This is a genomic window from Alicyclobacillus tolerans, assembly GCF_048984885.1.
GTDB classification, from domain to species: Bacteria; Bacillota; Bacilli; order Alicyclobacillales; family Alicyclobacillaceae; genus Alicyclobacillus_I; species Alicyclobacillus_I tolerans.
This window is the reverse complement of sequence record NZ_JBMGNK010000002.1, coordinates 432271-450531: the sequence shown is the minus strand read 5'-3', so window position 1 is coordinate 450531 and position 18261 is coordinate 432271. Positions and strand designations below refer to the sequence as shown.

Genomic DNA, 18261 nt, shown 5'->3' with positions numbered 1-18261 from the left:
CTTGCTTGTGGATGATCAAATCCAATGCCAAACGTATCACCTTGCGATTCCATACAGATGGTCAATTACTCGCAATTTCTCACCCGTCTGTATCTCAATCGGTTGTGGAAGAAGTTATCCGTAAACAAGCCAATTGGATTCAGAAAACCCGCTCTCATCTGCTTTCTGAACGAGATCGGACTTATTATCGACTGCAAAGCGGTGAACAAATCCAAGTTTGTGGTAAAAATTATAAATTTATAGTACAACCGAGCCATCAGGACGATCCGCTCCGACTCAAGGTAGATAAAGATGACCATCTGACATTTTTCATCCCTGAACATACACAGCCTGAAGAATTAGCGGAAAGCGCCCGCCAATTGCTGATTCAATGGCTTCGCAAAAAAGGAAGTTCATGGTCAACAATGCGTGCTGAGATTTGGGAGTCTCGAATGAATGTTAAGTCTACGCAGATTCGGGTGAAAGAGCAGAAAACAAGATGGGGTAGCTGTTCTAGTCAAGGAAATATCAATCTCAATTGGAGAATCTTTCTTGCTCCTCTAGATGTCATTGATTATGTCCTGGTTCATGAACTGGCGCATTTATTGGAAATGAATCATTCGGACGCTTTTTGGAGAATTGTAAAATCCCATCTGCCTCACTATCAGGAATGTATCCAATGGTTAAATCATCATGGTCGTAGTCTTGATGTGCAATTGATAGTGAAATCATGACATTTTCTGATTATTGAACGATTGAGGAAAAGGAGCTTTGGCAACGTGCGTATACGCCGTCAATACCGCTTACCCCTATATCAGCAGAGGGCAGGAAATTATTTATGGAACTCGGCAGAGTCTTTGTTGAACGATACTGATTTTTGGTTACCTGAGAAGCAGGTTTGTATGGAAGTTGGATGCGGCCGTGGCGCTTTTCTTTGCCAACTCGCCAGTCAATTCCCAGATATTCATTTTTTAGGTGTTGACATTGAACCGTATCTCACCGCATTCACCGCAACCCGAGCCCGTGAAGCGGGACTTAAAAATATACGTACACTGTCAGCTGATATATCTACTTTAATGGAACATCTTCCAAGACACCGACTAACGCGAATTTATTTGAATTTCTCTGATCCCTGGCCACACCGCAGACATGAGAAACGCCGATTGACACATCCGCGTTTTATCCAACTTTATGAACGTTGGCTGAATAAGGATGGTGCTCTGGAACAGAAGACGGATAATGGTCCATTTTTTGCATGGTCGATTCAACAGTTTCAAAAGGTTGGCTGGACCGTTTGCGAGATAGAACACCATGTGGGTGAAAATGGATTGTCCACAGAAACATGCTCTTATAGTGGGAAATATATACAGACTGACTTTGAGACACGCTTTCGTCAGGAAGGTTTGACCATTCATTATTTATTGGCGCTCCCTCCCAAAACTTTATGAGTTTATGAATTATCTGGGATTTAAGGATTTTAAACAAAGAAAGGATATGTGTATGTTATCGTTTATGAAAACTGCTCTATTTCAAAATATACCTAATTTAGATGAGGGGTTTTTTGCAACTCATCTGTTTCCTATGCAAATCGACAAACAAGAAATCCTTTTTCTTCAAGGTGATGAAGGCCATCATCTCTACGTATTGGAAAGTGGATCACTCGAAATATACGTTGAACATGAGCAACGGCGTTTGGTTTTAGGCCACCAATTTGCAGGAGAAGTGGTTGGTGAATTGGAACTCGTACACCCTGACCACCATCGCACAGCATCTGTACGCGCACTGGAGCCTTGCTTTTTATGGCGAATCAGCCGCGAAAGTTTTTTAACGATTGTGCACGCTTATCCAGAGATACTTTTGCGAATTGCCCGAATGCTTGCCGAACGTTTACAACAGGCCGATCGTAAACTGAGTTACTTTGCCTTCTTGGATGCCCGTTTGCGAATTGCCAATCTTTTGCTGGACATGGAAAAGAATTTTGGCGTTAAAAATTCTGCGGACGGAAGTACGCATATTGCTTGGCGAACCTCACAACAACGAATGGCAGAAATGATTGGCTTAAACCGTGAATCTGTTTCTCGCACGCTGACAGAATTCGTTCGTCTAGGTTGGATTAAATTGGATGGCAGGACTGTGATCATCCAGAACCAAGAGGAGTTGGAACGTCTCGTGAGCCAATCTATGCTCATCGCTAAAGGACGGCTTTGGCACACGGATATGGCACAGTTAATGTTCACAGACGATAAAGAGAACGACAGACTAGAATGAATTCTACTTAGCGATAGTTGCTCTCTTTTCTGATGAATGGCCTTCATTTATTTCGTTATTGACGGGTTTTGTAAAAAAGAAGGTGAATCCTCCCACAAGTACGCCAATAGCAAATATTACACCTTTGCGGGGAAGAAATCCGTTACCGCCAGATGATTTCATATTTTAACGTCTCCCACCGTTTTGATTCAGATAATACTTCAGCAAAATATCCTGATAATCATGAAAAAATTCTTGAGTCTCAGGCAAATAAACACCCATGCGAATTCCTCCGAACAATGGACCACTGACAACCACTGAAAATCTCCCGGACGTTATATAAGTGCCGATGACCTGCAATTCATCTAAAATCAGTAAAAAAGCTGTAATGACATTCATGCCATACATCCATTGATTAGCTTCTTCTGTTACACCAAACATTTGATACCCTGTAACAGGTCCAGATAAAGACAGAGAAAAGGCGCCTGAAGACAAAAAGACCCCAGATATTTTCAATTGTTCTGTAAGCAAAAAAGCTGCTGTTAATAGTCCTAATCCACGATAAAGCGCTTCGATTGCGGCTGTCCCTTGCCCCCCACTCCCACTTTTCATACTCTCCACCATCCCAGCTATTCGCCTTACCTTATGTCATCAGCATAAGTTACGGCACAGCAGCAGCCAAGATGTTTACCATTAAAATGAAAGGAATTTTTTTATAGAAAATGAATGAAAAAAGCCCTTCTCGCAAAATCATTGGCGAAAAGGGCAAACTTGCTAACTTTTTGTCTTTCAGAAAATCCCTTGAGTAAGTCCCTTGAGTAAGTGATAGAACCCTTTTAGGACTTATGCTTATGGACCCGCTGGGCCATTTGGAGCACCAGGTCCCGGAGGAGGCGTTGGTGCTGCCGGTCCAGTTGCAGCTGGCCCTTCAGATTCCGCAGCAAACGACTGCGCCAAATCTGCTACATTCGGGTAACCAAGACCTGTTGCCGGATTCCATACAGTCCCCGCCGTCCCCGTGTAGTAAAGATTGTCATTGCTCGTACCTGTCGCATTCATGGGAGTGAATGGAGAATTTGGCTGTTGAGCAAATTGATAGACTTGCGGATTCCAAAATCCTACTCGTCCGCCCACTTTCGCATCAATGAGAGAAGCGATGCCGTTTAACTGTGGAGCCACAAAGCTGGTTCCACCCCAGCCACTTCCCCACTCCTGACCAGCGCCAAATGTGGTACTGTAAATGTTATAGCCTGTGAACGGATCGGCATTCATGGCAATATCCGGCATAGCCCGCCCACCATTAGAACGTCCAGAAATGACAGATGGATTCGGATTAAAGCTCCATGAAGTATCTTGATCAATAGGAGTTAAATAAGGTACTGCATGATACTGTGATACTCCTGGCACGCCGTTTTGATACCAAGGTTGGGAGAAGATAACGCTATATCCTCCACCGCCGCCAGCAATGAAGTTGGGCGCAAAGCTCGCTTCACTGCTAGCTCCAAAGATGCTGTAGTATGGCCAGAGATAATCCCAGCCCCAAGCCCGCTGTGTAGTGACCACCGAGTCAGGTATGCCTAGAGAACTGCCAAAGTTGTTAGGAATATCAGACCAAGGCAATGTAGTTCCACCAGCAGCCGTCACATATGGACTGTCTGCCGGATTATCCACTGCCAGATTGGTTGTCGTCCCATAACCTGTGTCGTTAATGGCATCATAGGCACCTTGATCTCCGGCTGCAATAAACGTGCTGATACCTTGTGCAGCCGCTTCCATAAACGCTTCATTGAAAGACTGAGCATAGCCTGGAGATTCTTCGCCTTGCTGAATCAAATAGTTAATAATGGTTTCGCTCTCACCCCAGCTAGCAGACAGAGAGTCGACTTGGTTGCTCGAAATCGCATTGAAAAATGCATCTACAAATCCATAATCCGTATTCGGCGCTTCATAGACATCAATATTGGCTTGTGGAGCAATAGCACCTGACTGTTCAATGTCTAATGCCGTTTCGCTCGATCCAGCAGCTTCTGAAGGAGCGCCTGAACCACCATCAACATTGATATAATTTATGCGATTAGGTTTGACGGAAATGCCATACCCCTGCCAGAACTTGTATGGATCATCCGGATAAACACTGGCCAAGGTGACAATACCTATGGTCTCGCCCTGACCCTCATCTCCTTGCGACTGCAACGGCGTAATATTGTATAGTTTCTCCATCTGTTGTGGTGTCACAACACCCGTAGGTGGTGTATTAGAAGAAGAACCACGGTTGGGAAGTTTACTTAAAACAGACTGTGGTACGCGTACAGCATTGGATACAAAAGGGCTATAGTTGGTCAACCCAAGTACGGCTAAAATAGGTGAACCCACATTGGCGGGTACTTTCGGAGGACCGGGAACACCGTGAAAGTTTTGCCCTTGGAGTCCCATATTCTCTAAATTGACGCTGAATGCTTGGTCAAACTCACCTGCTGTTCCGTTTAATGTAATATCAAGATTATTAGGATAAACATAGGCGGTAATGCCAAATGATTGAAAATAGTTTACTATAGCTTGAATAACGGACTGAGGTTGCCCAAATTGTTGAGCAAACTGAGCGGTACTCATAAACTGGTGGAACTGGGGATTACCCGGAGTTGTACTATTCTGAATAAACTGTTGCAACGCTGCGGTATTTTGGGTCTTTAAAATAATGGATACGGTGACTGGAGTATTCGCTGGAGTATTGCCGAACACGGTGGCATGCGGTACCACGGCTGGACCTATGCCCTGTTGTAAGGTTACCGTCTGTTGCGGTGGTGCAGACATACCCTGCAAGCCAATCATCGATGTGGCTAGCGTGGCCAGCAATGCACCAGCGTACTTTTTTTTCCCCATTCAATGTTCCCCCTACAGGCTGAAATCGAAATCTCGAAATCAAGTCTACTGAATATTTGATATAGACGCAATAGAATTTTTTGTCTAAATTTATCGACTTAATAATGAATTTTAATACATATTTAAGAAAGAACATGCGAGAAATGTGGCAATAAAAAACCTCCATATAAAAATGCTCCTACAATCACAAAAGCTGGATGTACCTTGAGAAAACGGATAAAGAACAACGACACAGCGGCAATCAGTAAATCTTGTACCCAGCCAAGAGTACGCGCACCGGTTTCTAATACCTTCCAGGTAAGAATACCCATAAGTACCGTGATCACCGGTAAAATCCAACGTGTCATTCCTTTCACCACAGCCGATTGACGAAACTTATCCACAAGCCTTAGCATAACGATTAAAGCTATCGCGGATGGCACAATGGTTGCCAAAAGTGCTGCCAATGCACCCACAGCTCCTCCTTTGCTGTAGCCCACAGCAGCAGCTATTTTAGTCGCTACCGGACCAGGAAGTGCATTGGCAACAGCGAGCACATTTGCAAAATCTCCAGCACTCATCCAATGATAGTGATTCACTATTTGCGCTTCCATCAGCGGAATAGATGAGGGCCCCCCGCCGTAGCCCAGCAAATTCGCGATGAAAAAACCTATCAATAACGCTCCTGTCAAACGTCTTTTCCCCCTTTGGCCGATCCGCTTTTATCCATCCATCGAGACAGTTTGCCCGTTTGTCCAATCAGAGCACCAAATGCGAGAAAAGCCAAGACAACCACCGCATCAGGTATGCGTAACCATAGCAGGCAACCTAAAGCAGCTAGAACACCTAAAAATGCAGCAGGCCAGCGCAGCGATTGTATCGATTTGCGAGTAAAATCGTAGGCAAGCATACCGAGCAAAACGGATATTACCGGATTGACCGCCGCAATCATCAGACGCACTGCATGGTAAGAGCGATAGTGATTAATCATTCCAAAGAAGAGCACAACCAACAATGTGGAAGGTAAAATATGTGCCAGAACGCCCAGTAAAGCTCCCAGCCACCCACCGATTCGAAATCCAAAATAGGCAGCCATCTTAGTAGCCATGGGTCCCGGCAACGTATTAGCCAAGGCCAGAATTTCTGCGAATTCAGAGTCATCCAACCACTGATAACGTGTTACCGCCTCGTAGCGAAAAAGCGTCATGGTGGCAGGACCGCCACCATAACCAACAATCCCCACTCGCAACATGGCTGTCATCAATTCACGTAAATTCCCCTTTTTTTCTACCATGCAGCCACACATCCGTCTGTACGTGGTTCAGTCGCACCAGCTAAGACTCCGTCTGCTCTTCTCCAAATGATTTGCCCTCGGCCAAAGCTGCCACCATCGTTCATAATTTGCAGTTCATGCCCACGCTGACTGAGCGCTTCTGCCACATGTGCAGGAATGTTGCGTTCAATTTGAACTCGATTTCCTTCTACCCATTGCCAGCGAGGCGCATCAAGCGCAGCCTGAGGATTTAATTGGAAGTCAAGTACATTCTGTAAGACCTGCAGGTGACCTTGCGGTTGCATAAAACCGCCCATCACACCAAACGGCCCCATTGCTTCGCCATCTTTGCTCAAAAAACCTGGTATAATCGTGTGATACGTGCGCTTACCAGGAGCCAGTGCGTTGATATGTTGTTCGTTGAGCGAAAAAGTATGGCCGCGATTTTGCAGAGAAATGCCTGTTCCAGGCACCACCACACCTGATCCAAAACCCATATAATTACTTTGGATAAAGGAAACCATGTTCCCTTCGCCATCTGCAGTGGCTAGATAAACGGTTCCACCAGCGTCTGGTTGTATTCCAGGCTGTTTGGCTTCTGTTCCAATTTGCTGCCGACAGGCGCGCAGTTTTTCACTAGACAACAGGTCTTCCTTAGTTGTTCGCATCCATCGGGCATCCGTCACTTCTTCTTTGGCAATTTGAAAAGCTTTCTTAATAGCTTCTATGGACAAATGGAGAACCCAATCATTTTCTCGACCGGCTAATTCATCTTCAGCCAGCATTCCTAAGGCCATAAGAGCCACAATGCCTTGCCCGTTGGGTGGAATTTCCCAGACATCATAACCACGATAGCGAATGGAAATCGGATCGACCCATTCCGGAGAATAGCTTCCCAAATCTTCAATACTCAAAAACCCTCCTGTCGCAGCAGCATGCTGTACAATTTGTTCAGCAATTCGACCGCGATAAAAGGATTCTGCTTGTGTTTCTGCAATCTCTATTAAAGTGCGTGCATGACCAGGAGACCTCCAGATTTCACCAGGTTGCGGTGGTCGTCCATGGGGCGCAAATGTATGAAACCATTCTTCAAACAAGTTTCCCTGCAGTTTTTTTTGATAAGCTTGATAAGCTCTATTCCAATACTTACCTGCTATTGGAGCAACGGGATGCCCTTGTTCAGCCAGTTCAATGGCCGGTGCAAGTACTTTGGAGAAAGGCAGACGACCAAATTTTTTAGAAACAGCTGCCCAGGCCGCTGGTGCACCAGGGACGGTAACGGGTAACCAGCCATAGACGGGCATTTCTTGATATCCCATGGAGTTAACTTTTTTGATGTTCAATGCGTTGGCAGAAGGACCAGAGGAATTTAATCCATGAAGTTTTCCCTGATGCCAGATAAGGGCAAAGGCATCACTGCCAATTCCGTTAGAGGTGGGTTCTACAACAGTCAGTGCTGCTGCAGTAGCTACCGCCGCATCCATAGCGTTCCCTCCTGCCTGAAGTACGGCTAATCCAGCCTGGGCAGCAAGCGGGTGGGAAGTTGCCACCATACCGCGTCTTCCATAAACGGTCATACGACGTGAGGGATAGGGATGATAGAGCGGGTCAAAATTGAGCATAATGGCAATCTCCCTTCATAATAGCAACCTTCAACTTCTACGCTTTCGCGGATCAAGCCAGATTTGCAATCCGTCTCCGAGCAGATTAAAACCGAGGACTGCTACAGCAATAGCAATACCTGGTACAATTGCTAACCAAGGCGCTTCCGTCAGATAGCCTTGCGCTGTGTGTAACATGGAGCCCCAACTTGGAGTAGGTGGCTGTGCTCCCAGGCCAAGATAGGAAAGGCTCGCTTCTGCCACGATTCCCGAGGCAACCGCCAATGTAGCTTGAATAATCAACGGCGTTGTAATATTGGGGAAAACATGACGCAACATAATTCGCCAATCTCTCGCCCCCAGTGCGCGCGCCGATTGGATATATTCTTTCTCCATCTCGAGCAAAACCTGACCACGCACTGTTCGAACAAAAACAGGAATATATCCAACTGCAATAGCGAATGTCGCATTACGAATACCCGGTCCTAACATGGCTGCCAAAACCAAAGAAAGAATTAAAAATGGAAAAGCTTGAATAGCATCCACCACACGCATGACCAACCATTCATCAACAATACCTCGATAAAATCCACTCAAAAGGCCTACCGGAATTCCTATTACAAGTGAAATGACCACAGAACCAATAGAAACTTCCATAGAAGTTCGAGCCCCAAAAAATACCCGGGTTAAAACATCTCTTCCGAGTTCATCTGTGCCAAACCAGTGGGTAGCATTCGGTGCTTGAAGAATCGCTGAATAATTCAATTGTATAGGCGAGAAAGGAGTAAGCCAGGGAGCAAAAATTGCGATGATGATCACCATGGCCACTAATATAGCACCCGTCCACAATGAAACATTCTTGCGCAAATGTCGCCAACGATTTTTTCGCAGCAGGCGTGTCTCACTATGAAGCTCTGAGTGGGTGATTTCAACTTGAGCCATCTCTACGCTGACCTCCCTCCCAGTTGAATGCGTGGATCAACCACGCTGTAAAGCACATCTACAACCAAGTTCACCAACACCACAGCAACTGCTGCTATCAAGGCGGTTCCTTGCACAGTTGTGTAGTCGCGACTAAAGACACTTTGCACAAGCAAACTTCCAAAACCAGGGAGAGAGAAAATGGTCTCCGTAATAACCAACCCGCCAAGTAAACCAGCAATTTGTAAACCGCCTGTAGTAATGACAGGAATAAGAGCGTTCTTTAAAGCATGATGAATGATGACACCATAACCTGACATTCCTTTAGCCCGTGCTGTTCGAATAAAATCCATGTCCAAGACATCCAGGAGCGCACCGCGTAACATGCGCATGAGCACAGCCGCTTCACGAATGCCTGTGGCAACTGCAGGTAAAACCATACTCTGTAAATTTTGCAATGGATTCTGCCAAATTGGTACATATCCTGAAGATGGAAACCAGTGCACACGCACCGTAAATAACAGCAAAAACAAGATACCAATCCAAAAAGGAGGCACAGCAATACCTACCGTAGCACTGAACAGTGCGGTTACATCTAACCACTTGCCACGAAAAACAGCAGCCAAAATCCCCATCGGAAAAGCAATCAACAGTGCCACCAGAATGGTGCATACCGCCAGTTCAACAGTCACAGGTAAACGTTGCATGATGAGATGATTGACAGATTCCCCATCTAGCAAAGACTTTCCCAGATTGCCTTGCAGTACTTGCCCAAGCCATTGAATATATTGAATGGGTAACGGTTTATTGAGACCTAACTGTGCTGTCAGAGCAGCAATGGCAGTAGGAGTGGCATCCTGCCCAAGAATAACTTGAGCAGGATTGCCAGGAATAAGATGAATGAGTAAAAACACGATTATAGAGACAATCCAAAGTACAGGTATTGCAGTCAATACGCGCCTGACTATATAAGCCATACGAACTCACCTCTCGCTGCCGTTGGCACAAATGTAATAACCCTATAGAAATCTGCCCCCGCGCGCATGGCTCTTTTTAGGACAGGTAAACATTTTGTAAGCGCAAAACTCCATCCGCATACGCTTTAAATCCATGCAACTTGTTGGTATAGGCAAAAATATTGTTTTGATGGTAGAGGTACACATAAGGAGCATCCTGATGAACAATATTCATGACTTGTTTATAGAGCGCCTTACGTTCAGACATGCTGGAAACCTGTCGCGCTTCATTCAGCAACGCGTCAACCTGTGGATTGGAGTACCCAGAATTATTGAGCGATCCGTTGGTGATAAGGAAACTATAAATGTCTTGATCCGGATCTAGTCGGCCTGACCAGCCTAGCATTGAACCTTGGAAATTATGATTGTCAGCATTGCCTAGTAAGGTACCAAACTCTAATTGTTCAATGTTCATCTTGATACCATACTGACCAAGCATACTTTGGATAATGGTCGCAATTTGCTGATCAACCGGATCGTTAGCTGTCTGCATAGTAAAGCTAAATCCATTCGGTTTGCCGCCTTTGACAAGCAGTGCATGAATTTCTGTGGCATTAGGCGTCGGCGGTGTATCCTCACTTACGGAGTAAACTGGAGAGGCAGGTGAGAATGGGCTGTATCCAGGAACAGCCGACCCTTTCAACATAGCGTTGACCAGCGTCTGACGATTGATGGCCAAATTAACAGCCTCTCGAAGATCAACATTGTTAAAAGGAGGCGTCAAACAATTTAAATAGAAACCTTGATACCCAAGTCCTGGTGTATTCGATACTACATAGGCAGGATTACTGGATAGGGAACTTAACTGTTGAGGTGGAACCGTATCAATGATTTGCACCGCGCCACTTTCCAAATTGGCTAACTCCACATTGGGATCGGTAAAAATTTTAAAGACAATTTTCTTCAGTTTGGGTTCACCATTCCAGTAGTGCGGATTTCGGATTAACGTGATATGGTCGCCTTTGATACGATCTTTAAACATAAATGGTCCCGTGCCGACCGGATCGTTCACAAAATTGGCGCCCTCTTTTTGAACAGCAGTGGGTGACACCATCATCCCTGCGCGACCGGCGAGTATGGCCAAGAGCGGACTAAAAGGTTTCTTTAAGTGGAGTACTACCGTATCGTTGCTGGGTGTATCAATACTTGCTATATCCAAAAGCGAACTGCGCCGCGGAGAGAGCTTGCTCATATCGCGCTCCAAATTGAATTTGACAGCCGCAGCGTTGAACGGTGTACCATCTTGAAACGTGACATGCTGGTGAAGGTAAAAAGTATACGTCAATCCGTTGTTGCTGACAGTATAATTTTTTACCAAATCCGGGACAATCGATTTTGTGGAAGTTAATCTAAACAACGTGTCATAAATATTCATCATGACTTGACGATCAACCAGTGCGCTGGAAAGAGCAGGATCAAGTTTAGGTGGGTCTGCCGAGAGTCCAACATAGAGTGTACTTGTAGAAGCAGATGTGTTAGCCGCAGGAGTGGTACTTGAATTGCTAGAAGCATTGCTTCCTGAACTCTGACTGCCACAGGCGGTCAATAATCCCGCTGTTGCAATAATTCCGAAAATTTTAGCTGCATGTTTGACTTTTCTCATTACGGGAATCCCCCTCATCTACATCCCTATTTACGCTTATCTTTGCATACGCCCTTCTTGGCGAGCTACATCGAGAATGCGCAGATCTTTTTCTACATGGTCCTGCATGCGCTGATACGCCAACTCTCCGTCACCACTAGCAATAGCCTGCCAAATAGCTGTGTGTTCCGCAAATAGATTCGTTTGTAATTGATTGATGCGCAGCACCAGCAAACAGTAGTACTGAATCAATGTCGAGACATTTTCCAGCATGCGCTGAATTCTAGTATTACGACACGCTTCCCAAATACACTGGTGAAATTCAGAGTTTAATTGAATAATGTCGATCCGTCTCTGACCTTCCAATACCGCTGAGGTTTGCTGCAAATTGTCTGTGATACGCAAAGCAATATCTTCATCCCAACGAGCAGCAGCTAATTTAGCAGCATACGGTTCCATAGACAGGCGCAGTTCATAGATTTCATAGAAATCTGCGTACGAGGGTTCAAAAACGCGTAAACTTCCCTCTCCTTCTTTGACCAATTGTTCGACCACCAGCATGCGTAACGCCTCGCGAATCGGTGTTCGGCTCGTACTAAATTCTTTGGCCAAACGCGATTCAACCAATTTTTCGCCTGGCGCCAGTCTCCCACTGAGAATCTCTTGTTTTAAATAGCGGTAGACTTGTGCAGAAAGTACATCAGCACGCTGTACGATTGGATCGGACAGAATACATCACCCTTTTCTACGTTCAGAGTCCGTTGTATAGTCGACGGTCGACCGTCGACTATACAACATCTAAATGGAGTATAGTTTTGAATATTCTGTCCTGTCAATCAATTATTCTAAAAGATTTAAGAATTCCGTAAAAAGTTTTAGAGAGAAATGTCACTTTCTTCCGCCAAACGACGTGCGATGGTTTTGACCATTTGCGGGCTTACCCAAATCACAATGACGCCTAACAAAAGCCAAGCGAGAACAATATAAGGGAACCAATTGTAGGGATCTGCTGGAACCGGGTACAGGTTGGAATAGAGCGTGTAAGCGAGTGCCAACACAGCAAGAGCAGGAACCACCAAGATACCGGATCGCCAAATCCGCTTTCGCGTGAAGTAAAATATAGCACCTATATTGGTAGCCAAATAAGCAAGCAAAAGTGACAAAACACCAAGTGTTCCATAGTAACCAAAGACGTTTGTTCCTGTTTGCTTGGCAAGAGCCAGCATCTCCAAAAGAGCTATCACCATGACTACGGCCAACGCTACATAAGGGGAACGAAACCGTTTATGCACGTCTCCTAACTTACTGTTTAAAAAACCATCCCGCCCCATAGAATAGAGCAATCGCGAGCCGGTTGTAGCAGTTCCCAATCCACTTGAGAAGGCTGACATGGCCGCGCCAAACATGATTGCTGCCGCAAAACCACTGCTCATGTAATGTTGAGCCAGATAACCAAGCGGAGCTGAAGAATTAGCAAATGTTTTGACACCAGCCGCAGTTAATCCGAATCCTAGAGATTGCGCGTAGCTGACTAATACATAAAAGATACCTGTAACAAAGACTGCGGAAGCAATGGCCATAGGAATGGCCCGCTTGGCATTGGCTGTCTCCTCGCCCAAACTTGATGCTCCCTCAAAGCCTGCAAAAGAAAGAAAGGCGAAAACAGATGCTAAACCAATGGCTGAAAAGCGATTCCCACCAAGTGTGAAAGGTAAGGCGCTGAGATGCCCTGCAGCACCACCCCGTCCAAGAATCACAACCGTTAAAATGAGAATCAGCAGCATCGAAATTCCTTCAAACACCAGCATGACACGCGCCGAAATACGCACTTCAAGAAATGCCAACAGCCAAATGAGCAAAGTAGCTACAACGGCTAGTGGCACCCAACTGATATGCATGTTAAGAATCCCCAGGAAACTCTGGAGGAAAGCTCCTACCTCTGCACCCGATGCTCCTGTAAAAGCAAGATACGTAAGAAGCAGAGCCCATCCAGATAAAAAACCTGCCCGCGGGCCTAACGACGCGGTTGTAAAAGCATAAACTGAACCACTACTTGAGAAATGTCGATTAAACTGTACAAAAGCAAAAGCGACAAGTCCAATGGTCACCATAGCCAGAAGAAAGGTCAGCGGTACACTAACCCCGGCAATACTGGCTGCAAGAGAACCGTTTAGAGCCATGGCTGCTGTAGGAGCCATAATGGCGACTGATATGGCCATGGTTTCTAATAAGGATAGGCCATTTTTATGCAAGGGTTGCGACATCTTGAACATTTCCTATGCTGAAAACTTCGGTATGAATGGAGAATAAGCTGCCAAGTGTTTTTTGGGCAGTTCAACTCGTACGGTTTTCAACGGATCGACAATCTGACATATTCTTACGTCCGATCCGGCGGAAAGCAGGAAAATAGATTCACTCCTTGATAAACCACATTCCTGTTGTAACCAGTCAACCATTTGCTTGGTTGCCATAATTGCCGCTTCATCTAATGTAAGTGCCGAAGCAATCGTCATCACACTGTCCTCATGAAAAAGCATGGGCGCTGGCCAGGAACGATTTTTCAGGATATGCAGACTGACCGTTACTTCCCCAGCAATTTCCACACCACAAACTGCTACCTCTCCATCACCCATACATGCATGCAAGTCTCCCATGGCAAGCAACGCTCCTGGTACATTGACCGGCAATACAAGTGTGGCCCCTCTCGTTATGCGTTTGCAATCCATATTGCCACCGTGAAAACCAGGCGTACCACATGCAATCGATTGATCTTCGGGAGGAGCTGTGCCAATCACGCCAATCATAGGAGAAACAGATATGGAAATATCTTCAGAAAATATCACCCGCTGGTTTTCAATTGGTACGACACGGATGACATTTTCCTGCAATTCATCCCCTAAAACACCTAGTCCAGGACCTGTCGTCATCACACCCTGACGAGCAAGATGAATATGTTCAATATTCACCAACAACAAATCTCCCGGTTCTGCTCCTTCTACATAAACTGGACCGCTTGCTGGGTTGATGCGTTCCCAGTCCAATGTCCCAAAGTCCATATCTTCGCTTTGAATTTGATCTTCAAAACAATCACAGGTTTCAAAGACAACACGACTTCCATCAGGTACGCGAAGGACTGGGGGATGTTTGGCTGACATTTGATAAATGACATGTTCTTTTGAAACTCTGTACACCGAATGTAGCCTCCTTTGTCTCTCGAAAAATACTCTCAAGCCTCTACAGATATGCACTTCCCCTGATATTCTCTTAAAATATTTAGAGGATTCAGGCTAAATGAATTGTACTACGAGGTTTCAACGTTTTGAATGGTGCCGAAAGAAAAAACCTGCACTTCTCCTTGTGAAGAGCAGGTTTGCAATCAGAACCCTCTTCTATTCGAGTGTTTCCCCTTTTGATTCACGCCATAGGAAGGCAAAAATCAATACCAAGATAGAGGCAATCGCCACTGAATAGGTCATAGATGACGCCAGTCCGCCAACGGATGGCGCGACAGCCGAGACAATCAGAGGTACAACGGCTCCGCCAAGCGCCGCTCCAAAATGGTAGGTGGTTCCTTGCCCTGTTGAACGTACACTCGTTGGAAAATGTTCGGCCAGATAAGTAGGAATCACTGACCAAACTCCACCAATAGAGAAAAATCCTATTAAGAAAGTAAAAATATCACGATCGGCCTGGTTGGAGATGTGCAAAAAGACAAATGAACTGGCAATCGTTCCAAGAGCAGAGACCACGAGTGTCCAACGCCGGCCTACTTTGTCAGATACCCATCCACCAATCAAATTGCCAAGAATACCCGCCACGTTCAGAATAATAATAGTATTTGCAATTACAGCAGGTGAAAAATGACCTTTTTCTTTGAGTAAAGTGGCATAAAACACGTTAATTGGATATGTCACACTAAAAGCGATAATGGCAATGATGGCGGCATGCAAAGTGTTCCATGTACGCCCCTTGCCAAAGAGAGCTGATACTGGAACACGTTTGCCAGTTTTTTTCTGCGTTTCTTGCCAACGGGCTGATTCAGGCAAAGCCCGCCATATGTAAAGAGCTACGAGCAAAGCCGGAATACAGGCAATAAAGAATAACTTGTGCCAACCAAGACTGCTATACCAGACTCGATATAGAATGGCGGCAAAAATATAGCCAAATGAGAAGCCAGATTGCATCAATCCAGATGCTAATCCTCTCCACTTGGCAGGCATCAATTCCATGAGCATCGGGGTACCGCTAGCATACATGGAACCCATGCCAAGGCCGTAAAGAATACGCACAATAAAGAGCAGCGTAAAGCCAATTGAAAAACCCGTAAGAAACTCAAAAACACTAAACCAGACAATGGAGATGAGCAGGCTTACTTTGCGACCTCTGGCGTCGCCTAAAAGCCCACCTAAAAATCCCCCGCCAAGCCTAGCAAATGTTGTTGCGGAAGAAACCGCTGCAGCAAGTGTCAGCGGAACATGATAGTCTTTCATAATATCAATTAAAACGAAAGTAAGAATAGAAAAGTCCATAGCGTCAAACGCCCAGACCAGCGCAATGGAAATAAGCGCTTTCATGGCAAGCCCCTGCTTTTCCGCTGGCGCTGTTGCTTGCGAAGCAGTCGACATCATCATCACCTCTCGATAAAATACAAATAATATTCTGACTCCCACTGCAATTATATCGTCAATTCAAAAAAGAATGTTCTTTCGATAGAAAGGCGTGAGTGAAACCATGAATATAGATTGGGTATGGCTGCAAAATCAATTAGGTCGTAACAAAGTCAGCTTCAACGAAAGTGTGCGCAGTACGCATGCGCAAGATGAATCTTATCATTCACCCCATCTGCCAGACGCAGTAGTGTTTGCTGAATCACTTTCAGACATCTGCCACACGATGGAATTTGCGCGTCAATACTCCATCCCCATCGTGGCATTTGGCGCTGGTTCCAGTTTGGAAGGACATGTCATACCTATAAAAGGCGGGATTTCACTGGACTTGACACGTATGAATCGCATCTTAGAAGTCCGGCCAGACGATTTTTTGGTTTGCGTAGAGCCTGGTGTCACCCGCCAAGCCCTCAATGATTACCTGCGTCCGTTTGGCCTCTTTTTTCCGGTCGATCCCGGTGCAGACGCAACAATAGGTGGTATGGCTGCCACAAACGCCAGTGGTACTACCACTGTCCGTTACGGCGGCATGAAAAACAACGTACAAGCACTTGAAGTGGTACTAGCAAATGGGCAAATCATTCATACCAACTCACTGGCAGCCAAATCGAGTTCGGGTTATCACCTGACCGAACTTTTTGTAGGTTCTGAAGGTACACTTGGGATATTCAGCAAAATTTGGCTCAGAATTTACGGAATTCCTGAGCAAAACATGGCAGCAGCAGCGGAATTTTCTAGTGTTCAGTCGGCTGTCAAAACAGTCTGTAGCCTCATAGGTACGGGTGTCTTATTGGCGCGTTGTGAACTGGTAAGTCAACAGTATCTTGAAATTATCAATCGACAACTTGGCACTGCGTACACTGAAACACCTACCCTATTTTTGGAGTTTTCTGGAACATCCTCCAGTATCCTAGCGGATGTTAAGCTCGCTGAAACGATAGCCCTTGAAGAAGGTTGCCTGAAATTTACAGCTGTGCGGACAGAGGAAGAACGGCGAAAACTTTGGACGGCCCGTCACAACGCCGCTTACGCCTTAATGCGTAGCTATCCTGGCTTGTCACACATGAGCACAGATGTCTGTGTTCCCATTTCTAAACTGCCTGAAGCCATATCGCTTGCGGAAGAGTGGATACGGCGATTACAGATACGCGGCGGTATATTAGGTCATGTCGGAGATGGTAATTTCCATGTCAGCCTCATGGTTAATCCTAACGATCAAGAAGATTTACAACACGCCCAAGAACTTTCCCATCATTTGGTAGATTTTGCATTGTCTGTAGGCGGTACTTGTACAGGAGAACATGGCGTCGGTTTAGGCAAACGCGCTTATCAAAAAGCAGAGCACGGAACTGCATTAGAAGTGATGCGAGAAATAAAACGTTTACTGGATCCTCTGGACATCCTCAATCCCGGTAAATTAGTCGACGATTGACACTCCCATTAACTTAAGAATCCTCAACATTTAGATGGAGCTAAGAGTTCCATTTTTTTTTTTCGTGATCGCGCTAAAAGAAAAATGAGAAAGTCCGTTCTTGACTGGATAAAATTTAGTTATATAATTAAAATATATGATATAGAAAATTTTATACTATATAATTTATTGTCCTAAGGAATTGTGAGGGGATTTATTCTGGAAACGGATTGGAAAGCACTTGTGCAAACCATGGATCGATCACTGTTTATGATTCTGCAAAATCTAGGTGAACATATGGTCCAACGAGCCAACTTAGGGCTTACGCGTACGCAGGCGTTCGTCTTGTACTACATTCATCAGCAAAAAGTCTGCACGGTTTCTCAGTTAGCCGAAAAGATGGAAGTGAATCCGAGTGCCGTCACAGTCATGCTTGATCGACTCGAAAAACACCGTTGGGTGGAACGAACCCGTGATACTTCCGATCGACGCGTAGTTCATATTGCATTGACAGCGGACGGGGAAGAAATTTTGAAGAAAATAGTGCACCTGAGAGAACAGGTGTTTGCACACTGTCTGCGTCAAGTTACAGTCATCGATCCGGTTGTTTTTGTTCAAGCCTTAGAGGAACTGGCTGAAATTTCTACAAAAATGGAAATTCCTCAGCTATCTTCTCAGGATTCATTTTCGACGAAACCCTAATTT

General features: G+C 45.3%; 18 protein-coding genes. 5 read left to right on the top strand and 13 right to left on the bottom strand.

Translation table 11 applies throughout. The annotated features are described in order from the left end of the window. Positions 1-11 precede the first annotated feature (11 nt). The 3 genes from ACOJUR_RS02340 (at position 12) to ACOJUR_RS02330 (ending at position 2247) form a co-directional block, all read left to right on the top strand. Entirely contained in the window at positions 12-713 is a 702-nt protein-coding gene (locus ACOJUR_RS02340) for a M48 family metallopeptidase (protein ID WP_420950489.1), read from the top strand. Positions 714-758: 45 nt separating this feature from the next. Further along, on the top strand, positions 759-1427 hold the full coding sequence (gene trmB / locus ACOJUR_RS02335; protein ID WP_420949147.1) for a tRNA (guanosine(46)-N7)-methyltransferase TrmB: 669 nt from the start codon (positions 759-761) through the stop codon (positions 1425-1427). A 64-nt stretch (positions 1428-1491) separates the two neighbouring features. Further along, positions 1492-2247 carry a Crp/Fnr family transcriptional regulator gene (locus tag ACOJUR_RS02330; RefSeq protein ID WP_203114937.1) on the top strand — a complete coding sequence of 252 codons (756 nt, stop codon included), beginning with the start codon at positions 1492-1494 and terminating at the stop codon, positions 2245-2247. Positions 2248-2250: 3 nt separating this feature from the next. On the opposite strand, the gene ACOJUR_RS02325 is transcribed toward ACOJUR_RS02330, so the two are convergent. The 13 genes from ACOJUR_RS02325 to ACOJUR_RS02265 form a co-directional block, all read right to left on the bottom strand. Continuing rightward, positions 2251-2409 carry a hypothetical protein gene (locus ACOJUR_RS02325; RefSeq protein WP_420949146.1) on the bottom strand — a complete coding sequence of 53 codons (159 nt, stop codon included), beginning with the start codon at positions 2407-2409 and terminating at the stop codon, positions 2251-2253. A gap of 3 nt (positions 2410-2412) precedes the next feature. Further along, positions 2413-2838, bottom strand: a complete 426-nt coding sequence (locus ACOJUR_RS02320) for a hypothetical protein (protein WP_072874027.1) — start codon at positions 2836-2838, stop codon at positions 2413-2415. Positions 2839-3075: 237 nt separating this feature from the next. Continuing rightward, positions 3076-5106 (bottom strand): S53 family peptidase, encoded by a 2031-nt coding sequence (locus ACOJUR_RS02315; RefSeq protein WP_420949145.1) that lies wholly within the window; start codon positions 5104-5106, stop codon positions 3076-3078. Positions 5107-5228: 122 nt separating this feature from the next. Next, on the bottom strand, positions 5229-5777 hold the full coding sequence (locus ACOJUR_RS02310) for a chromate transporter (RefSeq protein ID WP_420949144.1): 549 nt from the start codon (positions 5775-5777) through the stop codon (positions 5229-5231). After that, positions 5774-6379 carry a chromate transporter gene (locus tag ACOJUR_RS02305; RefSeq protein WP_420949143.1) on the bottom strand — a complete coding sequence of 202 codons (606 nt, stop codon included), beginning with the start codon at positions 6377-6379 and terminating at the stop codon, positions 5774-5776. The genes ACOJUR_RS02310 and ACOJUR_RS02305 overlap by 4 nt, the downstream gene beginning before the upstream one ends. Further along, entirely contained in the window at positions 6373-7980 is a 1608-nt protein-coding gene (locus ACOJUR_RS02300) for a gamma-glutamyltransferase family protein (RefSeq protein ID WP_420949142.1), read from the bottom strand. The genes ACOJUR_RS02305 and ACOJUR_RS02300 overlap by 7 nt, the downstream gene beginning before the upstream one ends. 30 nt (positions 7981-8010) lie before the next feature. Then, the gene (locus ACOJUR_RS02295) at positions 8011-8901 is read right to left on the bottom strand and encodes an ABC transporter permease (RefSeq protein ID WP_083574187.1); all 891 of its coding nucleotides are present in this window, start codon (positions 8899-8901) and stop codon (positions 8011-8013) included. A gap of 2 nt (positions 8902-8903) precedes the next feature. Beyond that, positions 8904-9857 (bottom strand): ABC transporter permease, encoded by a 954-nt coding sequence (locus ACOJUR_RS02290; RefSeq protein WP_072874032.1) that lies wholly within the window; start codon positions 9855-9857, stop codon positions 8904-8906. 76 nt (positions 9858-9933) lie between these two features. Next, entirely contained in the window at positions 9934-11499 is a 1566-nt protein-coding gene (locus tag ACOJUR_RS02285) for an ABC transporter substrate-binding protein (protein ID WP_420949141.1), read from the bottom strand. Positions 11500-11535: 36 nt separating this feature from the next. Next, positions 11536-12195 carry a GntR family transcriptional regulator gene (locus tag ACOJUR_RS02280; RefSeq protein ID WP_255567420.1) on the bottom strand — a complete coding sequence of 220 codons (660 nt, stop codon included), beginning with the start codon at positions 12193-12195 and terminating at the stop codon, positions 11536-11538. A gap of 158 nt (positions 12196-12353) precedes the next feature. Beyond that, positions 12354-13742: an APC family permease gene (locus tag ACOJUR_RS02275; RefSeq protein WP_420949140.1), complete on the bottom strand. Its 1389-nt coding sequence runs from the start codon at positions 13740-13742 to the stop codon at positions 12354-12356. Positions 13743-13754: 12 nt separating this feature from the next. Beyond that, positions 13755-14669: an acetamidase/formamidase family protein gene (locus tag ACOJUR_RS02270; RefSeq protein WP_072874036.1), complete on the bottom strand. Its 915-nt coding sequence runs from the start codon at positions 14667-14669 to the stop codon at positions 13755-13757. A gap of 198 nt (positions 14670-14867) precedes the next feature. Next, positions 14868-16148, bottom strand: a complete 1281-nt coding sequence (locus ACOJUR_RS02265; protein WP_420949139.1) for an MFS transporter — start codon at positions 16146-16148, stop codon at positions 14868-14870. 61 nt (positions 16149-16209) lie between these two features. On the opposite strand from ACOJUR_RS02265, the gene ACOJUR_RS02260 reads away from it, so the two are divergent. Both ACOJUR_RS02260 and ACOJUR_RS02255 read left to right on the top strand, forming a co-directional pair. Further along, entirely contained in the window at positions 16210-17577 is a 1368-nt protein-coding gene (locus ACOJUR_RS02260) for an FAD-binding oxidoreductase (RefSeq protein ID WP_420950488.1), read from the top strand. 183 nt (positions 17578-17760) lie between these two features. Next, a complete protein-coding gene (locus tag ACOJUR_RS02255; protein ID WP_420949138.1) occupies positions 17761-18258 on the top strand; it encodes a MarR family winged helix-turn-helix transcriptional regulator in 498 nt (165 codons plus the stop codon). Positions 18259-18261 lie beyond the last annotated feature (3 nt).